Source organism: Pseudomonas sp. V88_4, from assembly GCF_029967985.1.
GTDB lineage: Bacteria > Pseudomonadota > Gammaproteobacteria > Pseudomonadales > Pseudomonadaceae > Aquipseudomonas > Aquipseudomonas glycinae.
This window is the reverse complement of the sequence record NZ_JASCAF010000047.1, coordinates 166,971-190,155: the sequence shown is the minus strand read 5'-3', so window position 1 is coordinate 190,155 and position 23,185 is coordinate 166,971. Positions and strand designations below refer to the sequence as shown.

At 61.1% G+C, this 23,185-nt stretch carries 21 protein-coding genes; 13 read left to right on the top strand and 8 right to left on the bottom strand.

Annotation, left to right across the window (positions count from 1 at the left end; all coding sequences use genetic code 11):
- The first annotated feature begins 104 nt into the window (after positions 1 to 104).
- A complete protein-coding gene (locus tag QLG12_RS26400; RefSeq protein ID WP_197870129.1) occupies positions 105 to 425 on the top strand; it encodes a type II toxin-antitoxin system RelE/ParE family toxin in 321 nt (106 codons plus the stop codon).
- The gene (gene nadS, locus QLG12_RS26395) at positions 422 to 709 is read left to right on the top strand and encodes a NadS family protein (RefSeq protein ID WP_197870130.1); all 288 of its coding nucleotides are present in this window, start codon (positions 422 to 424) and stop codon (positions 707 to 709) included. Before QLG12_RS26400 ends, nadS begins: the two co-directional genes overlap by 4 nt.
- 65 nt (positions 710 to 774) lie before the next feature.
- On the opposite strand, the gene QLG12_RS26390 is transcribed toward nadS, so the two are convergent.
- Together QLG12_RS26390 and hslO are read right to left on the bottom strand one after the other, a co-directional pair.
- Positions 775 to 2,316, bottom strand: coding sequence for a phosphoenolpyruvate carboxykinase (locus tag QLG12_RS26390; protein WP_007952682.1), 1,542 nt, complete (start codon positions 2,314 to 2,316; stop codon positions 775 to 777).
- Between the two features lie 181 nt (positions 2,317 to 2,497).
- A complete protein-coding gene (gene hslO / locus QLG12_RS26385; protein WP_011331968.1) occupies positions 2,498 to 3,400 on the bottom strand; it encodes an Hsp33 family molecular chaperone HslO in 903 nt (300 codons plus the stop codon).
- Positions 3,401 to 3,504: 104 nt separating this feature from the next.
- On the opposite strand from hslO, the gene QLG12_RS26380 reads away from it, so the two are divergent.
- Positions 3,505 to 4,305, top strand: coding sequence for a phosphatase PAP2 family protein (locus tag QLG12_RS26380; RefSeq protein ID WP_197870131.1), 801 nt, complete (start codon positions 3,505 to 3,507; stop codon positions 4,303 to 4,305).
- A 69-nt stretch (positions 4,306 to 4,374) separates the two neighbouring features.
- Here the strand turns inward: QLG12_RS26380 and QLG12_RS26375 are convergent, their stop codons facing one another.
- Positions 4,375 to 4,782: a S4 domain-containing protein gene (locus QLG12_RS26375; RefSeq protein WP_282475498.1), complete on the bottom strand. Its 408-nt coding sequence runs from the start codon at positions 4,780 to 4,782 to the stop codon at positions 4,375 to 4,377.
- Positions 4,783 to 4,898: 116 nt separating this feature from the next.
- On the opposite strand from QLG12_RS26375, the gene QLG12_RS26370 reads away from it, so the two are divergent.
- The 3 genes from QLG12_RS26370 to rimK are packed head-to-tail and all read left to right on the top strand — an operon-like array spanning position 4,899 to position 7,076.
- Positions 4,899 to 5,678, top strand: a complete 780-nt coding sequence (locus QLG12_RS26370) for an EAL domain-containing protein (protein WP_197870133.1) — start codon at positions 4,899 to 4,901, stop codon at positions 5,676 to 5,678.
- A 49-nt stretch (positions 5,679 to 5,727) separates the two neighbouring features.
- Entirely contained in the window at positions 5,728 to 6,174 is a 447-nt protein-coding gene (locus QLG12_RS26365) for an ATP-dependent zinc protease (RefSeq protein WP_170844915.1), read from the top strand.
- Entirely contained in the window at positions 6,171 to 7,076 is a 906-nt protein-coding gene (gene rimK / locus QLG12_RS26360; RefSeq protein ID WP_007949201.1) for a 30S ribosomal protein S6--L-glutamate ligase, read from the top strand. Before QLG12_RS26365 ends, rimK begins: the two co-directional genes overlap by 4 nt.
- An 83-nt stretch (positions 7,077 to 7,159) precedes the next feature.
- On the opposite strand, the gene QLG12_RS26355 is transcribed toward rimK, so the two are convergent.
- Both QLG12_RS26355 and ompR read right to left on the bottom strand, forming a co-directional pair.
- Positions 7,160 to 8,473, bottom strand: a complete 1,314-nt coding sequence (locus tag QLG12_RS26355; RefSeq protein ID WP_007952691.1) for an ATP-binding protein — start codon at positions 8,471 to 8,473, stop codon at positions 7,160 to 7,162.
- Positions 8,474 to 8,587: 114 nt separating this feature from the next.
- Complete coding sequence (gene ompR, locus QLG12_RS26350) at positions 8,588 to 9,328, bottom strand: two-component system response regulator OmpR (protein ID WP_197870134.1); 741 nt, start codon at positions 9,326 to 9,328, stop codon at positions 8,588 to 8,590.
- A gap of 360 nt (positions 9,329 to 9,688) precedes the next feature.
- Here ompR and QLG12_RS26345 point away from each other — a divergent pair, with 360 nt between their 5' ends.
- The 7 genes from QLG12_RS26345 to tauD all read left to right on the top strand — a co-directional run bounded on the left by QLG12_RS26345 (position 9,689) and on the right by tauD (position 18,298).
- Entirely contained in the window at positions 9,689 to 12,013 is a 2,325-nt protein-coding gene (locus QLG12_RS26345) for a Tex family protein (protein ID WP_282475497.1), read from the top strand.
- Positions 12,013 to 12,396, top strand: a complete 384-nt coding sequence (locus QLG12_RS26340; RefSeq protein ID WP_064382742.1) for a PaaI family thioesterase — start codon at positions 12,013 to 12,015, stop codon at positions 12,394 to 12,396. The genes QLG12_RS26345 and QLG12_RS26340 overlap by 1 nt, the downstream gene beginning before the upstream one ends.
- Positions 12,397 to 12,713: 317 nt before the next feature.
- Positions 12,714 to 14,297 (top strand): glutamate--cysteine ligase, encoded by a 1,584-nt coding sequence (gene gshA, locus QLG12_RS26335; protein ID WP_115076177.1) that lies wholly within the window; start codon positions 12,714 to 12,716, stop codon positions 14,295 to 14,297.
- 476 nt (positions 14,298 to 14,773) lie between these two features.
- On the top strand, positions 14,774 to 15,751 hold the full coding sequence (tauA, locus tag QLG12_RS26330) for a taurine ABC transporter substrate-binding protein (RefSeq protein ID WP_007952702.1): 978 nt from the start codon (positions 14,774 to 14,776) through the stop codon (positions 15,749 to 15,751).
- Between the two features lie 16 nt (positions 15,752 to 15,767).
- Positions 15,768 to 16,562: a taurine ABC transporter ATP-binding subunit gene (gene tauB / locus QLG12_RS26325; protein WP_197870136.1), complete on the top strand. Its 795-nt coding sequence runs from the start codon at positions 15,768 to 15,770 to the stop codon at positions 16,560 to 16,562.
- Positions 16,559 to 17,398 (top strand): taurine ABC transporter permease TauC, encoded by an 840-nt coding sequence (gene tauC / locus QLG12_RS26320; RefSeq protein ID WP_085647943.1) that lies wholly within the window; start codon positions 16,559 to 16,561, stop codon positions 17,396 to 17,398. Before tauB ends, tauC begins: the two co-directional genes overlap by 4 nt.
- A gap of 57 nt (positions 17,399 to 17,455) precedes the next feature.
- The gene (gene tauD / locus QLG12_RS26315; RefSeq protein ID WP_282475496.1) at positions 17,456 to 18,298 is read left to right on the top strand and encodes a taurine dioxygenase; all 843 of its coding nucleotides are present in this window, start codon (positions 17,456 to 17,458) and stop codon (positions 18,296 to 18,298) included.
- A gap of 160 nt (positions 18,299 to 18,458) precedes the next feature.
- On the opposite strand, the gene mgrA is transcribed toward tauD, so the two are convergent.
- Genes mgrA through QLG12_RS26300 form a run of 3 tightly spaced genes read right to left on the bottom strand, consistent with a single transcriptional unit; the run spans position 18,459 to position 23,082 of the window.
- On the bottom strand, positions 18,459 to 19,496 hold the full coding sequence (mgrA, locus tag QLG12_RS26310) for an L-glyceraldehyde 3-phosphate reductase (RefSeq protein WP_008087334.1): 1,038 nt from the start codon (positions 19,494 to 19,496) through the stop codon (positions 18,459 to 18,461).
- Between the two features lie 39 nt (positions 19,497 to 19,535).
- Complete coding sequence (locus tag QLG12_RS26305) at positions 19,536 to 20,855, bottom strand: LLM class flavin-dependent oxidoreductase (RefSeq protein ID WP_282475495.1); 1,320 nt, start codon at positions 20,853 to 20,855, stop codon at positions 19,536 to 19,538.
- 1 nt (position 20,856) lies between these two features.
- A complete protein-coding gene (locus QLG12_RS26300) occupies positions 20,857 to 23,082 on the bottom strand; it encodes a TonB-dependent receptor (protein WP_282475494.1) in 2,226 nt (741 codons plus the stop codon).
- Positions 23,083 to 23,185 lie beyond the last annotated feature (103 nt).

The following is a 23,185-nucleotide window of genomic DNA, read 5'->3' as shown; positions in this document are numbered from 1 at the left end:
TGATCAGATCGTTCCCATGTTCGACATGAGAACGATCACTTACCAGTCATCTACTCAAATCCCTTCAGCATTGCTGGAAGGTAAGCCAATGGCGTACATTTACGATGATTTTTGTTGAGACTCGGATCTTTACCCGTCGAGTAAAAGAGCTGCTGGACGATGACACGTATGCCGCTTTTCAGAAGCAACTGGTTGTAAGTCCTTCGATTGGCGATGTAATTGAAGGCACAGGCGGGATCCGCAAAACCCGAATCGCAGCGAAAGGACACGGCAAGCGAGGCGGAGCACGGGTGATCTACTACCACTTCGTTTCGGCGTCACAAATCGGGTTATTGATGATCTACCCTAAAAATGAACAACACGATCTGTCCAGCGATGAGCGTAAAGCACTCAAGGTCTTGATCGAAAAATGGAGATGCCCATGAGCAAATTTTTTGATGAGCTGATGGAAAGTGTGCAAGAGATGGACGAGATCATACGAGGCGAGCGCGCACCTTCTCGCGAATTCCACGTTGATGCATTGCAGGTCAAAGAAATTCGTAAAGCTACCGGTTTGACCCAAACCAAATTTGCGGCACTGATCGACGTCCAACTCGGCACTCTACGAAATTGGGAACAGGGTCGTCGCGAGCCAACCGGGCCGGCAAAAGCTCTGCTGAAGGCCATTCATAACGACCCGGTTCATGTTTTGAATGCATTGGCCCATTGAGAAAATGAATGCGCACAAAAAAGCCGCCCTCAAGAGGCGGCTTTTTCATTCACCAAAACCCAGTCTTACAACTTAGGCCCGGCAGCCTTGATCGCGTCGCTCACTTCGAACTTCTTGAAGTTCTCGATGAACAGACCGGCCAGTGCTTTGGCAGCTTCGTCGTACGCAGCCTTGTCAGCCCAGGTGTTGCGTGGGTTGAGCAGGTTGGTTTCGACGCCCGGTACGGCCAGTGGCACGTCCAGGTTGATGGTGTCCAGGTGTTCGGTGGCTGCACCGATCAGCGCGCCGCTCTGGATCGCTGCGATCACCGCACGGGTGGTCGGGATGTTGAAGCGTTTGCCGACGCCGTAGCCGCCGCCGGTCCAGCCGGTGTTGACCAGGTAGACCTTGGAGCCGAAGCCGCGGATGCGCTTGATCAGCAGTTCAGCGTATTCGCCGGCCGGACGCGGGAAGAACGGTGCGCCGAAGCAGGTGGAGAAGGTCGACTTGATACCGCTGCCCGAGCCCATTTCAGTCGAGCCCACCAGAGCGGTGTAGCCGGACAGGAAGTGGTAGGCCGCCTGTTCTTCGTTGAGGATCGACACTGGCGGCAGGACGCCGGTCAGGTCGCAGGTCAGGAAGATCACAGCGTTTGGCTCGCCGCCCAGGTTCTTCTCGGAACGCTTGGCAACGTGCTCCAGCGGGTAGGCCGCGCGGCTGTTCTGGGTCAGGCTGACATCGGCGTAGTCGGCGTGCTTGGCATCGTCGATCACGACGTTTTCCAGCACTGCGCCGTGCTTGATGGCTTTCCAGATGACCGGCTCGTTCTTCTCGGACAAGTCGATGCACTTGGCGTAGCAGCCGCCTTCGATGTTGAAGACAACGCCTTCGCCCCAGCCGTGTTCGTCGTCACCGATCAGGTAACGGCTTTCGTCGGCGGACAGGGTGGTCTTGCCGGTGCCAGACAGACCGAAGAACAGGGTCACGTCGCCTTCTTCGCCGATGTTGGCAGCGCAGTGCATCGGCAGCACGTCAGCGGCCGGCAGCAGGAAGTTCTGCACGGAGAACATGGCTTTCTTCATTTCACCGGCGTAACGCATGCCGGCGATCAGCACTTTCTTCTGGGCGAAGTTGATGATCACGCAACCATCGGAGTTGGTGCCGTCACGCTCAGGCACGCACTCGAAGTTGGCGACGTTCAGCACTTGCCACTCTTCACGACCGGCCGGGTTGTACTGGGCCGGGTTGATGAACAGGCAACGACCGAACAGGTTCTGCCAGGCAGTCTGGGTGGTCATCTTCACGGCCAGGTAGTGATCTTCGGCCGCGCCTACATGCACGTGGGAAACGAAATGCTCTTGCGCGTTGTTGAATGCTTCAACACGAGCCCACAGCGCGTCGAACTTGTCGGCTGGGAACTTGCGGTTGATCGGGCCCCAGGCGATGGCAGCCTGGGTGGAAGGCTCTTCAACGATGAAACGGTCGACTGGCGAACGGCCGGTGCGGTGACCGGTGCGAACAACCAGAGCGCCGGTATCGGCAAGCTCGCCTTCACCGCGGTTCAGGGCTTCTTTTACCAGATCATCAACACTCAGATCGGTGTACACGGCGTTATTGGCTTGCGTCATGAGGTTCCCCGTCGGCCAGTGGCCGAGTGTGCTCCAAACGTTTTGTAGTAGAAAGTCGTGCACTACTACCGCGAAAAAAGTGGGCCGGATTATGCCAGAAAAGCCCAAAAAGAGTAGGGCCCTCCCGTCGTAACGGCGTAATTCCGTCGTTGAGCAGTGAATTTACCTGCGCTGAACCGTTTTAGTGCCGGGTATCTGACGGCGTCTCGACGCCCGCGCCAGCGAACAATTGAGCGATATCCGCCGCGTCGAACAGGTAGCGCTGGTTGCAGAACTGGCAATCGATCTCGACCTGGCCACCTTGCTCGGCCACCAGTGCCTGCGCATCTTCCAGACCCAGACTGACCAGTGCATTGCCCGAACGCTCGCGGGAGCAGCTGCAGTGAAAGCGCAGTTTTTGCACATCGAACAGACGAACCTGCTCTTCATGGTAGAGGCGATGCAGGACCGTTTCGTTGTCCAGGCTCAACAGTTCATCAGCGGTCAGGGTATTGCCCAGCGCGGTGATGTGCTGCCAGCTGGCGGCGCGTTCTTCTTCGTCTTTCAGGCGATCGGCCGGCAACTGTTGCAGCAGCAGACCACGGGCACGGCGGCCGTCGGCACAGAGCTTGAAGCGGGTGCCGACCTGCTGGGACATGACGAAATAGTTGGTGAAGCAGTCGGACAGGGTTTCGCCGTCGAGGTCGACGATGCCCTGGTAACGCTGGCCGGCGATCGGGTCGACGGTCAAGGCAAGGACACCGTTCGGCATCAGGTCGCCAAGGGTTGCGTCGGCCGGGATCTGCTCGGCGTGGTAGCGCGCCAGGCCACGAATCTCGCGCTCGCTGGAGCACTCGATCATCAGCAGCGGGATCGGGCCTTCGGAGCGGGCCTGCAGAATCAGCAAGCCATCGAATTTCAGGGTGCCCACCAGCAACGAGGCGGCGGCCATCAGTTCGCCCAGCAATTGCGCAACCGGTTCCGGGTACGGGTGCTTGGCGAGCACTTCGGCGTAGCTGCGCTCCAGCGACACCAGTTCGCCGCGCGTGTCGCTGTCATCGAAGATGAAGCGTTGGGTGTAATCGGTATCGAGGAAATCGGTCATAGGTCTGGGTATCTGAATGTGATGACAAAATGGTTACAAAGAATGAAAATCCCGCGCTTCTGGCATCCTTTTTGATGCCGATGTTCAGCCACGGGAGGCATTTTATGAACAATCCGGGTTTGTTCCAATCAAGGTGGAACCTCGGCCGGCTGGTTCTGTGCAACGTTGTGCCATTGGCACTGCTGGCTTTCTGGTTATGGCCTACAGGTCAGATGCTGTGTGTGATTTTCGACGAGTGGCTGTTCCGCTCACTCAACGCACCGCTGGCCAGCAACCCCATATGGCTCCACATCTGGGCAATTGCAAGTCTGCGACCGTTCGACATTGTCGTCGGCGTGATTCTGCTGATGCTGCTGATCAAGGGCGACTGGGTGTTCAGGGCGATTGATGTGCGCCGCGCATTTTTCGGTTTTTTTTCGATCCTGCTGTTGATGGTGGTGATCCGCACGCTGTTTTCCAAGTTCTCCGATCACATGGGCTGGCAGCACAGCAGTCCGTCGATGGTGCTCGAAGGCGCGGTGCATATCAGCGACTACTTCCCGCATCTGGAAAAGACCTGGGAGCTGAAGGACCGCTCGAGCCAGAGCTTCCCCGGTGACCACGCCTCGGTGCTACTGATCTGGGCTCTTTTCATGGGCGTGTTCAGCCGTACGGTCGGTCAGTTCCTGGTGATCTGGGGTCTGGCGCTGCTGTTCATGTTGCCGCGTCTGGTCGCCGGTGCACATTGGGGCCAGGACGATTACATCGGCGGCCTGCTGCTGGCGATTTGGGCACTGGGCTGGGGTTACTACACGCCGTTTGCTTATCACGCGGCGAATTTCTGGGTGAAGGTCACGGCGCCGGTGTTCCGGCTGCTGGGCAAGCTGCCGGTGGTTTCGCGAATGAGTGTGGTATCCGCGCAGTAATCAAAGATTGCTGAACAAAAAACGCAGCCGCCGACGGGTCTTGAACCCAGACCGGCAGGCTGCGTTTTTTTATTCGCCGCTACTATTCCCACGAAATTTAAACAGATCCCGACGCTGCTTCTTGCTCGGTTTACCGTCGGTGGTCACGCCCAAGGCGCCCGCCTTGCGCATCGCCGCAGCCGCTTCACGTTTGGCAACGCTGGCCTCGGTCTCGGCGTACAGCGTCTGCGCCTCAGGTGCGCCGCGACGCACGATCGACAAGGCCCGAACCACCACGGTCTTCTCATCGAAGCCGGCGCGAATCTCGAATTCGTCGCCAATGCGTGGTTCTTTGCCAGGCTTGCAGCGCTCTCCCCGACAATGCACCTTGCCACTCTCGATGGCGGTTTTGGCCAAAGCGCGAGTCTTGAAAAAACGCGCGGCCCACAGCCACTTGTCGAGACGAACCTTGTCGTCTTCTTCGCTTTTTTGTGCCATATGAATTCCTCGTTCAGCCAGTAGTCGGAACTGTACTACCGATTCTGTCGGGCGCAAGAACTCGGCCCTCCAGATAAACTGTGATCTTCGCCGGTTCAACGGCATGGAGTGATCGAGTGACCAAATTTCCGTCTTCATTGACCTCGCCCCAATCCGGGTGCCAGGGCTGCCAGCAAAGCGAGCCGTTGGGCTTCGATTTTTCCTTCGCCTATCAGCCCATCGTGGATCTGCGGGACAGGTCGGTGTACGCCTACGAGGCACTGGTCCGTGGTACGGCCGGTGAAGGCGCGTTAACCGTGCTGGATCAAGTTACAGAAGATAACCGCTACCGTTTCGACCAGCTCTGCCGGACTCGCGCCATCGAAGGCGCGGCCGAACTCAATATGCAGACACACTTGTCGATCAACTTCATGCCCAACGCCGTCTATCGTCCAGAGCTGTGCATACGGAGCACGCTGGAAGCAGCAAAAAAACACAATTTCCCGGTCGACCGGCTGATTTTCGAAACACTGGAAAGCGAGCACGTAGATAACTATCGCCATTTGACCAATATTCTGCGTGAATACCGCGAATTCGGCTTCAAGACGGCCATCGACGATTTCGGTGCCGGTTATTCGGGGCTCAATCTGCTGGCCGATTTCCAGCCAGATCTGATCAAACTCGATATGGCGCTGATTCGCGATATCGACCATGACCGTGTACGTCAGGCTATCGTTCGGGGGATTGTCACAATCTGTGCGGAGTTGGGCGTTACAGTCATCGCCGAAGGCATAGAGAGTGCCGGTGAACGGGATTTCCTGGCGGACTGCGGAATATTTCTGATGCAGGGTTACTGGTTCGCCAGACCCGCATTCAAAGCGTTAGCCCAGGTGTCCCCTGAAGCGTGGACGCGTTAATCGTTGGTTTTTTCCATTGAAGACATTTGACCATTTGACCGTTATCGGTCTGCGCGAGTGGGTGGCGCTTCCGGATCTGGGAGTCGCCGGCCTTCGGGCAAAAATCGACACCGGCGCCAGCACCTCCAGCCTGCATGCCACCGACATCGAGCCGTTCGAACGCGACGGCGAGAAGTGGGTGCGTTTCACCGCACACCTGGGCACTGTCGTGCAGTTGCGCCATCGGCGATGCGAAGCGCCGCTGGTTGCCCGCAAGACCATCAAGAGTTCGAACGGCCAGGCCCAGGTGCGCTACGTGATCAGCACCACCCTGGCCCTGGGTGACCGGGTCTGGCCGATCGAATTCACCCTCGCTTGCCGCAAGTCCATGCGCTATCGCCTGTTGCTCGGTTCCAAAGCCTTGATCGACGGCCAGCTGGTGGTCAATCCGGGCATCAAATATGTACAAGACAAGCCGGTGTTCCCGGTATCTACCTCCTCCACAGGTGTTGCATGAAGATCGCTGTGCTGTCGCGGAACCCGCGTCTGTATTCCACCCGCCGTCTGGTCGAAGCCGGAACCGAACGCGGGCATGAAATGGTGGTGATCGACACCTTGCGCGCCTATATGAACATTGCCAGCCACAAGCCGCAGATCCATTACCGTGGCAAGCCGCTGGAGGGTTTCGACGCAGTGATTCCACGAATCGGCGCATCGGTGACGTTTTATGGCTGCGCGGTATTGCGCCAGTTCGAAATGATGGGGGTGTTCCCGCTCAACGAATCGGTGGCCATCGCCCGCTCGCGAGACAAACTGCGTTCATTGCAATTGCTGTCACGCCGAGGCATCGGTTTGCCGGTGACCGGGTTCGCCCACTCGCCGGACGACATTCCCGACCTGATCGACATGGTCAACGGCGCGCCGCTGGTGATCAAGGTGCTGGAAGGTACTCAGGGTATCGGCGTGGTGCTGTGCGAAACCGCGACGGCGGCGGAGTCGGTGATCGAGGCGTTCATGGGCCTGAAACAGAACATCATGGTGCAGGAATACATCAAGGAAGCCGGCGGCGCCGACATCCGCTGCTTCGTGGTCGGCGACAAGGTGATCGCGGCGATGAAGCGTCAGGCCAAGCCCGGCGAGTTCCGCTCCAACCTGCACCGGGGCGGCAGCGCCAGCCTGATCAAGATCACCCCGGAAGAGCGCATGACTGCGTTGCGTGCAGCCAAGGTCATGGGCCTGGCGGTGGCGGGCGTGGATATTTTGCGTTCCAACCACGGCCCGCTGGTGATGGAAGTGAACTCGTCACCGGGGCTGGAAGGGATCGAAACCACCACGGGCAAGAACGTGGCGGGGATCATCATTGAGCATCTCGAGAAGAATGGCGGGCCGAACATGACCCGCACAAAAGGCAAGGGATAAAAAACAGCGGCGAGCTACAAGCTGCAAGTGGCGAGTAAAGCCGCCTTTGCTTGTAGCCTGAAGCTTGCCGCTTGAGGCTGCCCTTAAACGGCATCTCTTGGCAGCATCAATCCCAGCGGCAACCGAACCCGCGCTTCCAGCCCGCCACCGGATCGGTTGCGCAGCTCGACATTGCCGCCGTGCATCGACGCAATCCGCTTGACGATCGCCAAGCCCAGCCCGGTGCCCTTCCCGCCCCGCGCACGATCTCCACGGGTGAACGGGTTGAAGATCGCCTCAAGCTCGGAAGGATCGATCCCTGCCCCACGGTCCATCACGCTCAGCACCACGTACGGGGCGCTGGTATCACCGGACACGTAAGCCGCGACGTCCACGCTGCCGCCGGCATGATTCAACGCGTTGCCAATCAGGTTGTTCAGCAGACGCTTCATCGACACCCGACGTAGCGGGAACGGCTGGATCGGCTCCAGGCGCAGGCGCACTTTCTCTTCGGTCTGGTTATAGGGCGCCGCCACTTCACGCACCAGATCGCTGAGGTCCACCTCCTCCACCGATTCGTCCCGCCCATCACGAATAAACGCGAGGAACTGATCGAGAATCGCGTCCATGTCTTCGATGTCGCGCACCATGTCATCGGTCAGATCGGTGCGGTCGCCCATCAACTCCAGTGATAGCCGCAGACGGGTCAGCGGTGTACGCAAGTCATGGGATACCCCGGCCAGCATCAGCTCACGCTCGCGACCGGCCTGCTCGACGTCTTCGGCCATCTGGTTGAAGGCGCGATAAACCTCGGCCATCTCGCTGGGCGTGTCACTGATCGGCAGGCGCACGCTGCGTCCCTGGCCGAGTTGCCGGGCGGCGTAAACCAAACGCTTCAATGGCTGATTGAGCTGACTGACGAAAATCCAGGCAGACGCCGTGGAAAGCAAGCCGATTGCCAGGAACCAGCCGAGCACGTTCCAGATCTTCTGGCCACGCAACGGGTGCGGATACAACGGCACTTTCAGCCAGCCATCACCGAGGCTCGGAGCACGAACCCACAAGGCCGGCGGCGAGTGCATGCGCAAGCGCACTTCGGTGTCGGCACCCAGTTCAGCCTGCATCTGCCGCTGGTAGATTTCGCTGTAAGGCCAGTGCTGTTCGCCTTCCGGCACACCGGCACCGACCACCCGGATCAAGGTCGCGGCATCGGCGATTTTCGCGCGGTTCTCTTCGTCGGCGGCCCAGTAGGCACGCAGCGTCAGGGCGACGCCGTGGCTGTATTGCCGATCCACCAGCACGTCCTCGTTCATCAACAGATAAACCAGGGTCAATGCCTTGGAAAACAATACGACGATCAGCACCAGCCACAGGGTGCGCGAGAAGAAACTTTGGGGGAACCAGACGGGGGTTTTCATGGATAACCGCTACACACTTGCAGGAGCGAGCAATGCTCGCATATTGCGGATTGCGAGTCTGCGCGGACGGCGTTTCCGACCGTCCCCCGCAGACTCGCTCCTACAAATCACCCATCACTTGGTGGAGTTGCCATCCGGCACGAACACATAGCCAACACCCCAGACGGTCTGGATGTAACGCGGCTTGGACGGATCGGGCTCGATCATCCGGCGCAGACGGGAAATCTGCACGTCGATGGAACGCTCCAGGGCATCCCACTCACGGCCACGGGCCAGGTTCATCAGCTTGTCGCGGGTCAGCGGCTGACGGGCGTTCATCACCAGGGCCTTAAGTACCGCAAACTCGCCGGTGGTGAGCATGTGCCCTTCGTCGCCGCGTTTGAGTTCGCGGGTGGCCAGGGACAGCACGTAGTCGCCGAACGTGACGTTTTCTTCTTCACTGCCCGGCGCGCCCGGCACCGGCGCGGCCTGACGGCGCAGCACGGCTTTGACGCGAGCCATCAGCTCGTCCGGGTTGAACGGCTTGGCCAGGTAGTCGTCGGCGCCCAGTTCCAGGCCCTTGATACGGCTCAGCTCGTCACCCTTGGCAGTGAGCATGATGATCGGAATCTGATTGTTCGCGCCACGCAGGCGGCGGCAAGCGGTCAGGCCGTCTTCGCCCGGCAGCATCAGGTCGAGGACGACCAGGTTGAACACTTCACGCGACAGCAGACGATCCATCTGCTCGGTATTCGGTACGGCGCGGGCACGGTAGCCCTTGCTGACGAAAAAGCGTTCCAGCAGGCTGCTCAGCCCCGGATCGTCGTCAACGATGAGAATTTTTTCGCCTTCAGCAGTTTGTGCAGTGCTGCTCATTGGATGCTCCTTTTAGCTCGGCGCGCATTATGGCGTAGCTGCCGTTATACGCACCGTGTGCATTGTTAGCAGATTTTTCCTTCACTGCCAGAAAACCGGGGCTTGAGCCTACAGACTGTGTCGCCCCCGAATGACAGAACGCTGGTTATAATGCGCGGCCTTTTGTGTCAGGCAACGTCTGAATCGTTACCGCAGGTGGCCGTCCTTTATTTTCCGGGTCACGGCAGTAATTGTTCGATTTCACGGGTCAATGGGATGCCTTTTGACCCAGGCAGCGGCCAGCATCAAGCCGCCCCACCAGACTCCGGGCCTTTATTTACGCGCCTGCGAGCCTGCTTTCACAATTTGTCAGGTGGTTTTATGGACAGCATCAACAGCCGCATCGCCGAGGAACTCGGCGTACGCCCACAACAGGTCGAAGCGGCCGTCGCGCTACTCGATGAAGGCTCTACCGTTCCCTTCATCGCCCGTTACCGGAAAGAAGTGACCGGCAGCCTCGATGACACTCAACTGCGTCATCTGGAAGAGCGTCTGCGCTACCTGCGAGAACTCGACGAACGGCGCATCAGCATTCTTTCCAGCATCCAGGAGCAGGGCAAACTCACCCCTGAGCTGGAGCGCGAAATCAAACTCGCCGACACCAAGACCCGCCTCGAAGACTTGTACCTGCCGTACAAGCAGAAGCGCCGCACCAAGGGCCAGATCGCCCTGGAAGCCGGCCTCGGCGAACTGGCCGACGGTCTGTTCAACGACCCGACGCTGACCCCGGAAACCGAAGCCGCGCGCTTCGTCAACGCCGAAAAAGGCGTGGCCGACGCCAAGGCAGCACTGGAGGGCGCCAAGTACATCCTCATGGAGCGCTTCGCCGAAGACGCCAACCTGCTGGAAAAACTGCGCACCTACCTGAAGCAGGAAGCCACCCTCAGCGCCCGCGTGATCGCCGGCAAGGAGGAGGAAGGCGCCAAGTTCCGCGACTACTTCGAACACGACGAACCACTGAAAAGCATGCCGTCGCACCGCGCGCTGGCCATTTTCCGTGGCCGCAACGAAGGCATTCTCAGCTCCGCGCTGAAAGTCGGCGAAGAGCTGCCGGGCACCCTGCACCCGTGCGAAGGCATGATCGGCCAGCACGTCGGCATCCAGAACCAGAACCGTCCGGCCGACAAGTGGCTGAGCGAAGTGGTGCGCTGGACCTGGAAGGTCAAGCTCTACACCCACCTGGAAACCGACCTGCTCGGCGAGCTGCGCGACGGCGCAGAAACCGAGGCGATCAACGTGTTCGCCCACAACCTGCACGACCTGCTGCTGGCCGCCCCTGCTGGCCCGCGCGCCACCCTGGGCCTGGACCCGGGCCTGCGTACCGGTTGCAAGGTCGCGGTGGTCGACTCCACCGGCAAGCTGCTGGATCACGCCACGGTTTACCCGCACGTGCCGCACAACAAATGGGATCAGACCATCGCCATTCTGGCCGCCCTGTGCGCCAAACACTCGGTCGACCTGATCGCCATCGGCAACGGCACCGCCAGCCGTGAGACCGACAAACTGGCGATCGAACTGATCAAAAAATACCCAGCGATGAAAATGACCAAGGTCATGGTCTCCGAGGCCGGCGCATCGGTGTACTCGGCATCGGAACTGGCGGCCAAGGAATTCCCGGATCTGGACGTATCGATCCGTGGCGCGGTTTCAATTGCCCGTCGCCTGCAGGATCCACTGGCCGAGCTGGTGAAGATCGATCCGAAATCCATCGGTGTCGGCCAGTACCAGCACGACGTGTCGCAGCTGAAGCTGGCGCGCGGTCTGGACGCCGTGGTCGAAGACTGCGTGAACGCCGTGGGCGTGGACGTGAACACTGCCTCCGTGGCGCTGCTGGCGCGGATCTCCGGCCTCAACGCGACCCTGGCGCAGAACATCGTGGCCCACCGTGACGAGCACGGTGCGTTCAAGACTCGCGCGGCGCTGAAGAAAGTCGCGCGTCTGGGCGAGAAAACCTTCGAACAGGCCGCCGGCTTCCTACGTGTGATGAATGGCGACAACCCGCTGGATTCCTCAGCCGTTCACCCGGAAGCCTATCCACTGGTGCAACGCATCGCCGCTGAAACCGACCGCGACATTCGCTCGCTGATCGGCGACGCCGCGTTCCTCAAGCGTCTGGATCCGAAGAAATTCACCGACGAGACCTTCGGTCTGCCAACCGTTACCGACATCTTGCAAGAGCTGGAAAAACCGGGCCGCGACCCGCGTCCGGAGTTCAAGACCGCCGAGTTCCAGGAAGGCGTCGAGGACCTGAAGGACCTGCAACTGGGGATGATCCTCGAAGGCGTGGTGACCAACGTGACCGCGTTCGGTGCGTTCGTCGACATCGGCGTGCATCAGGACGGTCTGGTGCATATTTCGGCGCTGTCGGAAAAATTCATCAAGGACCCACGCGAAGCGGTGAAGGCCGGTGACGTGGTGAAAGTGAAGGTCATGGAAGTCGACATCCCGCGCAAACGCGTCGGCCTGTCGATGCGCATGAGCGACACCCCGGGCGAGAAGATCGACGGCGCCCGGGGCTCGCGTCCGGGCTCGGCACCACGCCAGTCGCAGGGTTCGGCTCCGCGCAAGGAAAGCACCCCGGCGGCTCCAGCCAATAACGCCATGGCGTCGCTGTTCGCCAACGCCAAGCAGTTGAAGAAACGCTGATGGAAATGCCGGCCGGGCTCGTCGAGAGCGCGTTTTTCAAACTGTTGGGCTGCCGCCTGCACAGTCTGGAAACCGGGGTGGCACAAGTCGCCCTGGCGCTGGAACCCGAACTGCGCAACCGCGGCGGCAAGCTGCACGGTGGCGCTCTGTTCAGTCTGGTGGATATCGCCATGGGGCTGGCCTGTTCCAGCACCCACGGCTTCGACCAGCAGAGCGCGACCATCGAGTGCAAGATCAACTACATCCGCGCCGTCTCCGAAGGCGAGGTGATGTGCACGGCGCGGGTGATCCACCCGGGCCGGCGCACGCTGGTGGTCGAAGCCGACGTGATGCAGGGCGACAAACTGGTCGCAAAAGCGCAAGGCACGTTCGCTGTCCTGTAGATGTTGTTCATCATTTTGAGTTAATTTCGGCGCTGTGATCGCAGCGTCGAGCTTTTCTGTGGGAGCGGGCTTGCCCGCGAAGAGGGAGTGTCAGGCAGCATCAGTTCGCCTGACACGACGCCTTCGCGGGCAAGCCCGCTCCCACAGGGACCGCGTAATCTTCGCGTGCATCGGCCAGATTCAGGGAATGAAGTTGGCGTTTCAACGGGGGCTTCAGAGCCCGAAAAACCAGGCGAAAACGCCAGTTTCAACTTCACCCTTGTAGACCGTCCTGCCCACCCCCATATTGGGGCGACTGACGCGTGAAGGAATCCAAATTGAGCGAACTTCTCAACCGCCGCCTGGCTCTGCTCGGCGAGCGCGCTAACCTCTCTCTGCTTGAGCAGTGCCTTCACGGTATCGAACGTGAATGCCTGCGCGTGACCGGCGAAGGCCGCCTGGCCCAAACGCCGCACCCTGAAGCCCTGGGTTCCGCGCTGACCAACGAACAGATCACCACCGACTATTCCGAGTCGCTGCTGGAGTTCATCACGCCCGCCCTGCCAGACCCTGCCGATACCTTGGCGAGCCTGGACAAGATTCATCGCTTTGCCTACAGCAAGCTCGGCAACGAGTACCTGTGGAGTCCATCGATGCCGTGCCCGTTGCCGGCCGAGGAAGACATCCCGATCGCCTATTACGGCACCTCCAACATCGGTCAGCTCAAGTACGTCTACCGCAAGGGCCTTGCCCTGCGTTACGGCAAGACCATGCAGTGCATCGCCGGGATTCACTACAACTTCTCCCTGCCGGAAAAGCTCTGGCCGCTGCTGAAAGAAGCCGAAGGCTTCGTCGGCACCGACCGGGATTTCCAGTCGTCGTCCTATATCGCGCTGATCCGCAACTTCCGGCGCTACAGCTGGTTGCTGATGTACCTGTTCGGTGCCTCGCCGGCGCTGGACGCCGGTTTCCTGCGCGGTCGTGCGCATCAGTTGGAACAGCTGGATCCGGACACCCTGTACCTGCCCTACGCCACCAGCCTGCGCATGAGCGACCTCGGTTACCAGAGCAACGCCCAGGCCGGCCTGACCCCTTGCTACAACGACCTGGCGAGCTACACCGACAGCCTGCGCAAAGCGGTGGCCACGCCGTACGCGCCGTACGTCGAAGTCGGCACGCACCAGGATGGCGAGTGGGTGCAACTGAACACTAACATCCTGCAGATCGAAAACGAGTACTACTCGAACATCCGCCCGAAACGCGTGACCTATACCGGCGAGCGGCCGATCCAGGCCTTGATGGCCCGTGGCATTCAGTACGTCGAAGTGCGCTGCCTGGACATCAATCCGTTCCTGCCAATGGGCATCGACCTCACCGAGTCGCGCTTCCTCGACGCATTCCTGCTGTACTGCGCGCTGAACGAAAGTCCGCTGCTGACCAACAACTCCTGCGGCAACGCCACCTCCAACTTCCTCAGCGTGGTCAAGGAAGGCCGCCGTCCGGGCCTGCAATTGCAGCGCGACGGCCAACCGGTCGAGCTGAAGGAATGGGCTGCCGAGCTGCTGGAAAAAATCGCTCCGCTGGCAGCGCTGCTGGATCAAAGCCATGGCGGCGATGCCCATAGCAAGGCGCTCGATGCGCAACTGGCCAAGGTCAAGGATTCGTCCCTGACACCTTCGGCCCAGGTGCTGGCGGCGATGGCCACGCACAAGGAAAGCTTCGCGCAATTCTCCCTGCGTCAGAGCCAGGCCCACGCCGAGTTCTTCCGCAGTGAGCCTTTGGCGGCTGAGGAACAGGCGAAGTTCGAAGAACTGGCGCGCTCTTCGCTGGCGCAGCAGGCTGAGCTGGAGCAGAACGAGGTGGGCGATTTCGACGTGTTTGTCGGGTCGTATCAGGCAAGCATTCTGGCGATCAGTAACTGATTGATCGCTTTGGATCGCAGCCCCTCACCCTAGCCCTCTCCCGGAGGGAGAGGGAACTGATCAAGTTGTTGGTGCAAGGTACGCCGGCCTGAAATACCTAGCCGAACTCAGGATCTGAAAAGCCCCCCAATCAGCTCCCTTTCCCCCTCGCCCCCTTCCGGAGGGAGAGGGGACTGACTGCAGTGTTTATCAGAGTTACGCCGACCTGAAATTCCCAGTCGAACTCCGAATTTGAAAAGCCCCCAATCGGCTCCCTTTCCCCTCGCCCCCTTGGGGGCGGTCCGACGTTTCGGGAGGGCTGGGGTGAGGGGGAAAAGTTCTCAAGCCATACCCAAAACTTAAACGCCCCCCAATCCCTCCGAGCCTCAGATTTTTCCGCTCATAAGCTAAGTCTAAAAAGTTATTTATTTTTAGTTTCTTAGATCATTTAGTCTCCTTTCACGCCGACGCTCGGTCGCCTGATATGGAGCTCTTGAATGAAACTGAATTTCCCGCTTCGCCTACTGGCCGTGGCCTCTCTGGCTGCTGCGAGTTTCCTGGCTCAGGCCGCCGACCTCACCGTCGCCTACCAGACCACCGTTGACCCGGCGAAAGTCGCCCAGGCCGACGGCGCCTATGAAAAAGCCACCAAGGCCGACATCAACTGGCGCAAATTCGATAACGGTGCCGACATCATTGCCGCCATCGCTTCCGGCGATGTGCAGATCGGTTACCTCGGTTCCAGCCCGCTGACCGCTGCGATCACCCGCAAGGTTCCGGTGGAAACCTTCCTCATCGCCACCCAGATCGGCGCCGCCGAAGCACTGGTCGCCCGCGACGGCTCCGGCATCAAGACGCCGCAGGATCTGGTCGGCAAGAAAATCGCCGTGCCGTTCGTGTCCACCGGTCATTACAGCCTGCTGGCCGCGCTGAAGCACTGGAACATCGATCCATCGAAAGTCACCGTCCTCAACCTCGCCCCGCCAGCGATCATTGCTGCCTGGAAACGCGGTGACATCGACGCTACCTACGTTTGGGATCCGGCGCTGGGTGTGGCCAAGGAAAACGGCAAAGTGCTGATCACGTCTGGTGAACTGGCCAAGTTCGGCGCGCCGACCTTCGACGCCTGGATCGTACGCAAGGACTTCGCCGAGAAGCACCCGGAAATCGTCACCGCGTTCGCCAAGGTCACCCTCGACGCCTACGCCGACTACCGCAAGGATCCGAAAGCCTGGCTCGCCAACCAGAGCAACGTCGACAAGCTGGTGAAGCTCTCCGGCGCCAAGGCCAGCGACATCCCATTGCTGCTGCAAGGTAACGTCTACCCGCTGGCGGCGGATCAGGTCAGTGACCTCGGTGCACCGACCACCAAAGCCATCACCGACACCGCTGCGTTCCTCAAGGAGCAAGGCAAGGTCGAAGCGGTACTGCCGGACTACGCGCCGTACGTCAGCGCCAAGTACATCACCAACTGATCGGGAGTTAATCGCGATGGCCTTGCTACAGCTGGAGCGCATCAGCGCACAGTATCCCGGCAGCCCGGAACCGGTACTGTCCGACATTTCCCTGACCCTCGGCCCTCAGCAATTGCTGGTGGCCCTCGGCCCGTCCGGCAGTGGCAAGACTTCGCTGTTGAACCTGATTGCCGGCTTCGTCGAACCGAGCGCCGGCCGCATCACTCTCGACAATGAACCGGTCAAAGGCCCGAGCGCCGAACGCGGCGTGGTGTTCCAGGACGACGCCCTGCTGCCCTGGCAGGACGTGCTGGCCAACGTTGCCTTCGGTCTCGAACTGGCCGGTGTGGCCAAGGACAAACGCGAACAGCGCGCCCGGGAAATGCTCGCGCTCGTCGACCTTTCCGGTTTTGAACACCGTCGCATCTGGCAACTTTCCGGCGGCCAGAAGCAGCGTGTCGGCCTGGCCCGCGCCCTCGCGGCGGACCCGCGTGTGTTGCTGATGGACGAGCCCTTCGGCGCCCTCGATGCCTTCACCCGCGAACAGATGCAGGAGCTGTTGCTGCAAGTCTGGCAACGCACCGCCAAACCGGTGTTCCTGATTACCCACGACATTGAAGAAGCGGTGTTCCTCGCCACTGACCTGATTCTGCTGGCGCCGAATCCGGGGCAGATCGTCGAGCGCCTGCACCTCGACTTTGGCCAGCGCTACGCCGCCGGCGAATCGGCGCGGGCGATCAAGTCCGATCCGCGCTTCATCGAAACCCGCGAACACGTGCTGGCCAAAGTGTTTTCGCAACGCAGCGCCGTTCAGCGGCAGGAGCGCGCATGAGCAGTTACGACGTTTCCGCCACCGCCGTGAAACCCGCCGCCACGTCGGTGGTGATTCCCGTGCGCCGTCGCCTCAGCACCCGCTGGATCAGCCTGCTGACCCTGTTCGCGTTGCTGGTGATCTGGTGGGCGGTGACGGCCACCGGCCTGATCGAACCGCTGTTTCTGCCGCCCCCGTCTGCCGTGCTGCAAAAAGGCTGGTTGCTGGCGACCACGGGCTATATGGATTCGACGTTGTGGCAGCACTTGGGCGCGAGCCTGAGCCGCATAGGTCTGGGCCTCGGTTTTGCGATTCTGACTGCCGTGCCGGTGGGCATTGCCATCGGCGCCAACCGCATCGCCCGTGGCGTGCTCGATCCGCTGATCGAGTTCTACCGGCCGATTCCGCCACTCGCTTATCTGCCGCTGATCGTGATCTGGTGCGGCATCGGCGAGCTGTCGAAAGTGCTGCTGATCTATCTGGCGATTTTCGCCCCGATCGCGATTGCCACCGCCACCGGCGTGCGCACCGTCGACCCGGCCAAACTGCGCGCCGCCCAGTCGCTGGGCGCCACTCGCGCACAATTGATCCGCCACGTGATTTTGCCGAGCGCCCTGCCGGACATTCTGACCGGTGTGCGCATTGGCCTCGGTGTCGGCTGGTCGACGCTGGTCGCCGCCGAACTGATCGCGGCCACCAGCGGCCTGGGCTTCATGGTGCAGTCGGCCGCGCAATTCCTGGTCACCGATGTGGTGGTGCTGGGGATTCTGGTCATCGCCCTGATCGCCTTCGCGATGGAGATGGGCCTGCGCGCCCTGCAACGCAAACTGGTGCCGTGGCACGGCCAGGCCCACTGATTTTTCAGCACTGACTACCCCGACAGTTTCGGGGCCCCGGAATTGAAGAGAACCACCATGAGCAGCCTGAACATCACCCCGTTAAGCTCAGCCCTCGGTGCACAGATCAGCGGCGTCGACATCAGCCAGCCGCTGAACCAGGAACAGCGCGACGCCATCGAGCAGGCGCTGCTCAAGTATCAAGTGCTGTTCTTTCGCACTCAGCCGATCGAACCTCCGCAACAGGCGCGTTTCGCCGCCTACTTCGGCGACCTGCACATTCATCCGATCTACCCGAACGTGCCGGAACAGCCGGAAGTGCTGATCCTCGACACTGCCGTCACCGATGTGCGCGACAACGCGATCTGGCACACCGACGTGACCTTCCTGCCGACCCCGGCCATGGGTGCGGTGCTCAGCGCCAAGCTGTTGCCGGAGTTTGGTGGCGACACGTTATGGGCCAGCGGGATCGCTGCGTACGAAGCGCTCTCGGCGCCGATGAAAGCGCTGCTCGAAGGGCTGACCGCGACTCACGACTTCACCCGCTCGTTTCCGCTGGAGCGCTATGGCAACACGCCGCAGGCACTGGCGCAGTGGGAAGAGGCGCGGCGCAAGAATCCACCGCTGTCGCATCCGGTGATTCGCACGCACCCGGTGAGCGGACGGCGTTCGTTGTTCGTCAACGAAGGGTTCACGTCGAAGATCAATGAGCTGTCGGAAACCGAGAGTGAAGCGATTTTGAAGTTTCTGTTCGCCCACGCGACGCGGCCGGAATTCACCATTCGCTGGCGCTGGCAGAAGGACGACATTGCGTTCTGGGACAACCGCGTGACGCAACATTACGCGGTGGATGATTACCGTCCGGCGCGGCGGGTGATGCAGCGGGCTACGGTGTTGGGGGATGTGCCGTTTTTTCGTTGAGCCCGCAGTTTTAAATTGAATGTTCCGGCCCCATCGCGGGCAAGCCCGCTCCCACAGCATCGGTGGTGTACACAAACTCTGTGAACGCCACAGTACCTGTGGGAGCGGGCTTGCCCGCGAAAGCGTCAGAGCAGGCGCCGAATAACCCGGCGCCAGTCACTTATTCAGCTGTCGAAGGCTTCTCCCAAAGATTGATCCCACCTTCCTGGGCAAACCGGTCAATCTCTGCCAGTTCCTCCGCACTGAAGCTCAGATTCTTCAACGCCCCAACGTTCTCGATAATCTGCTCCGGCCGGCTCGCACCGATCAGCGCCGAGGTCACTCGCGGATCGCGCAGCGTCCACGCCAATGCCAGTTGCGCCAGGCTCTGCCCACGACGCTTGGCAATCTCGTTCAGCGCCCGCACATGAGCAATGTTCGCCTCGGACAAATGCGAAGCCTGCAACGAACCACCGCCCGGACGATTGACCCGCGCATCCGCCGGCACGCCGTTGAGGTACTTGTCGGTCAGCAGGCCTTGCGCCAGCGGGGTGAACGCAATCACGCCGGTGCCGAGTTCGTCGGTGGTGTCGAGCAGGTCCTTTTCCACCCAGCGGTTGAGCAGGTTGTACGCTGGCTGGTGAATCAGCAGCGGCACTTTCCACTCTTTGAGCAATGCGGCGATTTCGCGGGTTTTCACCCCGGAGTACGACGAGATGCCGATGTACAGCGCCTTGCCCTGCTGCACCGCCGTGGCAAGGGCGCTGGCGGTTTCTTCCAGTGGGGTGTCCGGGTCGAAGCGATGCGAATAGAAGATATCCACATAGTCCAGGCCCAGGCGTTGCAGGCTCTGGTCGAGGCTGGCCAGCACGTATTTGCGCGAACCGCCGCCCTGGCCGTAAGGGCCGGGCCACATGTCCCAACCGGCCTTGCTGGAGATGATCAGTTCATCGCGGTACTGCTTGAAGTCTTCGCGCAGCAAACGGCCGAAGTTGATCTCGGCGCTGCCGTAGGGCGGGCCATAGTTGTTGGCCAGGTCGAAGTGGTTGATGCCCAGGTCGAACGCCGTGCGCAGCAACGAGCGCTGGGTGTCGATCGGCGTGCTGTCGCCGAAGTTGTGCCACAGCCCCAGGGACAGCGCCGGCAGCACCAGGCCGCTGCGTCCGACGCGGCGGTAAGGGATGGAGTCATAGCGGTTTTCGGCAGCGGTGTAAGTCATCGAATCCTCTCTTGTCGGTCTTGAATCAGGTGTCGATTGCTACGCAAATCTGTTGCCGGGCCGGGCGAGGCCAAGGTTCTGGCGCAAGGTCCGGCCCTCGTATTCGGTTCTGAACAGCCCGCGCCGTTGCAGTTCCGGGACCACGCTGTTGGCGAAGTCTTCGAGCCCGCCGGGCAGGTGCGGCACCAGCACGTTGAAGCCGTCCGCCGCGCCCTGCTCGAACCATTCCTGCAAACGGTCGGCAATCTGCGCCGGGGTGCCGACGACGCTGTAATGCCCGCGACCGCCAGCGATTCTGCGGCCCAGTTCGGCCAGAGTCAGATGCTCGCGGCCGGCCAGTTCGGTCAGCAGTTTCTGTCGGCTTTGCTGGCCGCTGTCAGTCAGCGGCAACTCCGGCAGCGGCCCGTCCAGCGGGTACTTCGACAGATCGAAGTTGCCCAGCATACGCCCAAGCAGGGCGATGCCCACCTCGGGTTCGACCAATTGCTGAAACGTTTCACATTTTTCCTGTGCTTGGGCTTCCGTCTGCCCCACCACGACAAACACGCCGGGCATGATTTTCAGCGAATCGGCACTGCGTCCGTACTTCGGCAAGCGCCCCTTGAGGTCGGCGTAGAAGGCCTGGGCGCTGGCCAGCGAGGTCTGCGCGGTGAACACCACTTCGGCCGTCTGCGCCGCCAGTTCACGCCCGGTTTCCGACGAGCCGGCCTGCACGATCACCGGCTGACCCTGTGGCGAACGCGCGACATTCAGCGGGCCTTTGACCCGGAAGTGCTCGCCAACGTGGTTCAGCACGTGCAGTTTTTCCGGGTCGTAATAGGCGCCGCTGGCCTTGTCGCGAATGAAGGCGTCGTCCTGCCAACTGTCCCAGAGACCGGTGACCACCTGATGAAACTCCCGGGCGCGGCTGTAGCGTTCGGCATGGCCGATGTGTTCGTCGCGGCCGAAATTCTGCGCTTCGGCGGCGTTGTCCGAGGTCACCAGATTCCACCCCGCTCGCCCGCCGGACAGGTGATCGAGCGAAGCGAACTTGCGCGCCACGTGGTACGGCTCGTTGTAGCTGGTGGTGGCGGTGGCGATCAGGCCGATGTGTTCGGTCACCGCGCTCAATGCCGAGAGCAACGTCAGCGGTTCGAAGTGATCCGAACGGGCCATGCGGCTGGCGATGTCCTGGGTCGGCGCGGCGACGCTGTCGGCGACGAACAAGGTGTCGAACTTCGCTGCCTCGGCAATCTGCGCCAGGCGTTTGTAATGGGCGAAATCCAGTCCGGCGTTGGCCGGTACGTCCGGATGACGCCATGCGGCAACGTGGTGCCCGGTGGCCATGAGGAACGCGCCGAGTTTCAGCTGTCTGCTCATCTCAGAAGTCCTTGCGCAGTTGCACGCCGAAGTAGCGCTCGTCGTCGCGGGGCACGGCGCGGTAGATGTAGTTGCCACCGCTGGCGAGCAATGGCGAATAGGACTTGTCGGTGAGGTTCTTGCCGAGCAACGCCACGCGCCAGCCATTGGTGTAATCGGCCAGGGCCACGCTGGCATTCCAGAGACCGTAGGCGCCCTGCTGGGTGTCGGCGTTCTGGCTGATGTCGTACTGCACTTCGCTCTGCCAGCTGTAGTCGGTGCCGAGTTCGATGTCCAGGCCGTTATCCAGCGGGATCGTGTAGTCGGCCCGCACGTAGCTTTTCCAGTCCGGGCTAAACGGCAGCGGTTTGCCGTTGACGTTGCACGACGCCGCGGCGCCCGCCGGGCAAGCGAACTCGTCGATGCGGGCGCGGGTGTAGGCCAGCGCGCCGGAGAACTTCAGTTGCTGGGTCGCCTGCAGGGCGAAATCAAGTTCCACGCCCTCGGTGCTGACGCTGCCGGCGTTGATCAGGCGCGTTACGACTTGCCCGGCGACGGTGTCGAAAAAGTTCGCCTGGTAGTTGTCGTAGTCGCTGTGGAAAACCGCGAGGTTGGTGGTCAGGCGATTGTTCCAGCTTGAGGCTTTGATCCCCGCCTCCCAGGTGTTGGAGGTTTCCGGTTTCAAGGCTTCGGTATCGCGCGGCTGCATGTTGAAGAACACGTTGTAGGCCGGGCCTTTGTAGCCGCGCGAATAAGTCAGGTAGGTGGTGACGGTATCGCTCAGGTCGTACTGCAAACCGAGCCGACCGGACCAGCCGTCCTCGTCCACCGAACCGGAGCTGCGAGTGGCCGGTTGAATGCCGCTGACGGTGGTGGCGGACGTGGAAACGCGACGGTGATCGTATTCCAGATCGTCGTGGGTGTAGCGCAGGCCGGCGATGCCACGCAAATCCGAAGTGAAATTCAGCGTGCTCTCGCCGAACACCGCGTAGCTGTCGCTGGTGGTGCTGTAATCGGCGACGCCGCGATCAGTTCGTGTGGTGGTGGTCAGCGTGCGCTGATAGGTCTCGTCGTCCTTGCCGTGCATGTAGAACAGGCCGCCGACGTATTCGAGGAACTCGCCTTTCGGCGACGCCAGCCGCAGCTCCTGCGAGTACTGATCGAAGGCCAGATCGCCCTTGTCCGCCGTGCCGGGGAACGCAGCCGTCACTGTGCCGAGGCGGTCGCCATCCTGATACTGAGTGTTGTCCCAGCCACGCCACGCGGTAATCGAGGTCAGGGTGTAATCCCCCAGTTGCCAATCGAGCTGGCCGGACAGGCCCTTGTTGGTGTCCTCGACGTGGGAACGGGTGTCGGTGTTGATGTCGCGGTTGTGGCTGGTGGCGCCGACCGGGCTCAACGCATTCGCGAAGGCCGGGGTCAGAGCCTTGGTCACGACGCCGTTGGGACCGTCATCGTGGGACTGCATGTAGTCGGCGATCAGGGTGAAGGTGATGTCGTCGTTCGGGGTGAATTCCAGTTTGCCGCGCACGCCGCGATGGTTATACCCGTTGACCTCCTGACCGTTGTGCTGGTTGTCGACGTTGCCGTCGTACGTGCCGAACAAGGTACTGATCGAGCCCTTGAGCGTGTCCGGAATCAGGCTGCCGCCAATGCCGAAACGGGTGCGGCTTTCGTTGCCGCTGTAGTACGACTGATCGATGTAGCCGTGGGTCTCGGCGGTCGGCGCCTTGCTGGTGATGTTCAGCACACCGGCCGAAGCGTTCTTGCCGAACAGCGTGCCTTGCGGGCCGCGCAAGACTTCAACGCGTTCCAGGTCCAGCAGATCCAGAGTGGACTGGCCGGGGCGGGCATAGACCACGCCATCAATCACCGTCGCCACCGTCGGCTCGACGCCCGGCGAGGTGGAAATCGTCCCCACGCCACGCACGAACAACGAGGTGTCCTTGTTCGATGCGCCGGTGCGGAAATTCAACGACGGTACTTGCTGGACGATGCTCGCCACGCTGTTGCGGTTGTCGCGTTCCAGTTGCTCGCCGTCGATCACCGACACCGCCACCGGCACCTTTTGCAGCGACTCTTCGCGGCGGGTGGCGGTGACCGTGACGGACTTGAGTGTCGGCTCCTGATCGGTGCTGTCGGCGGCGAACGCGGCCGGCAGCGGCAGCGCGGCCAGCCCGGTGAGTAGCCAGCCCGCAGCGCGGATCGATTGCGCCAGTTTGTGTGTCGCCCCAGGAAAGTTGTGCATGTTTGCCCGCTCGAAAAGTTGCCCTGAACCGCTGCCGTTCTGCGACGACAGCGCCTGTCTCGGTGTCTTGGGCATTCGCTCGAGCGAGTAGCAGACAACGCGC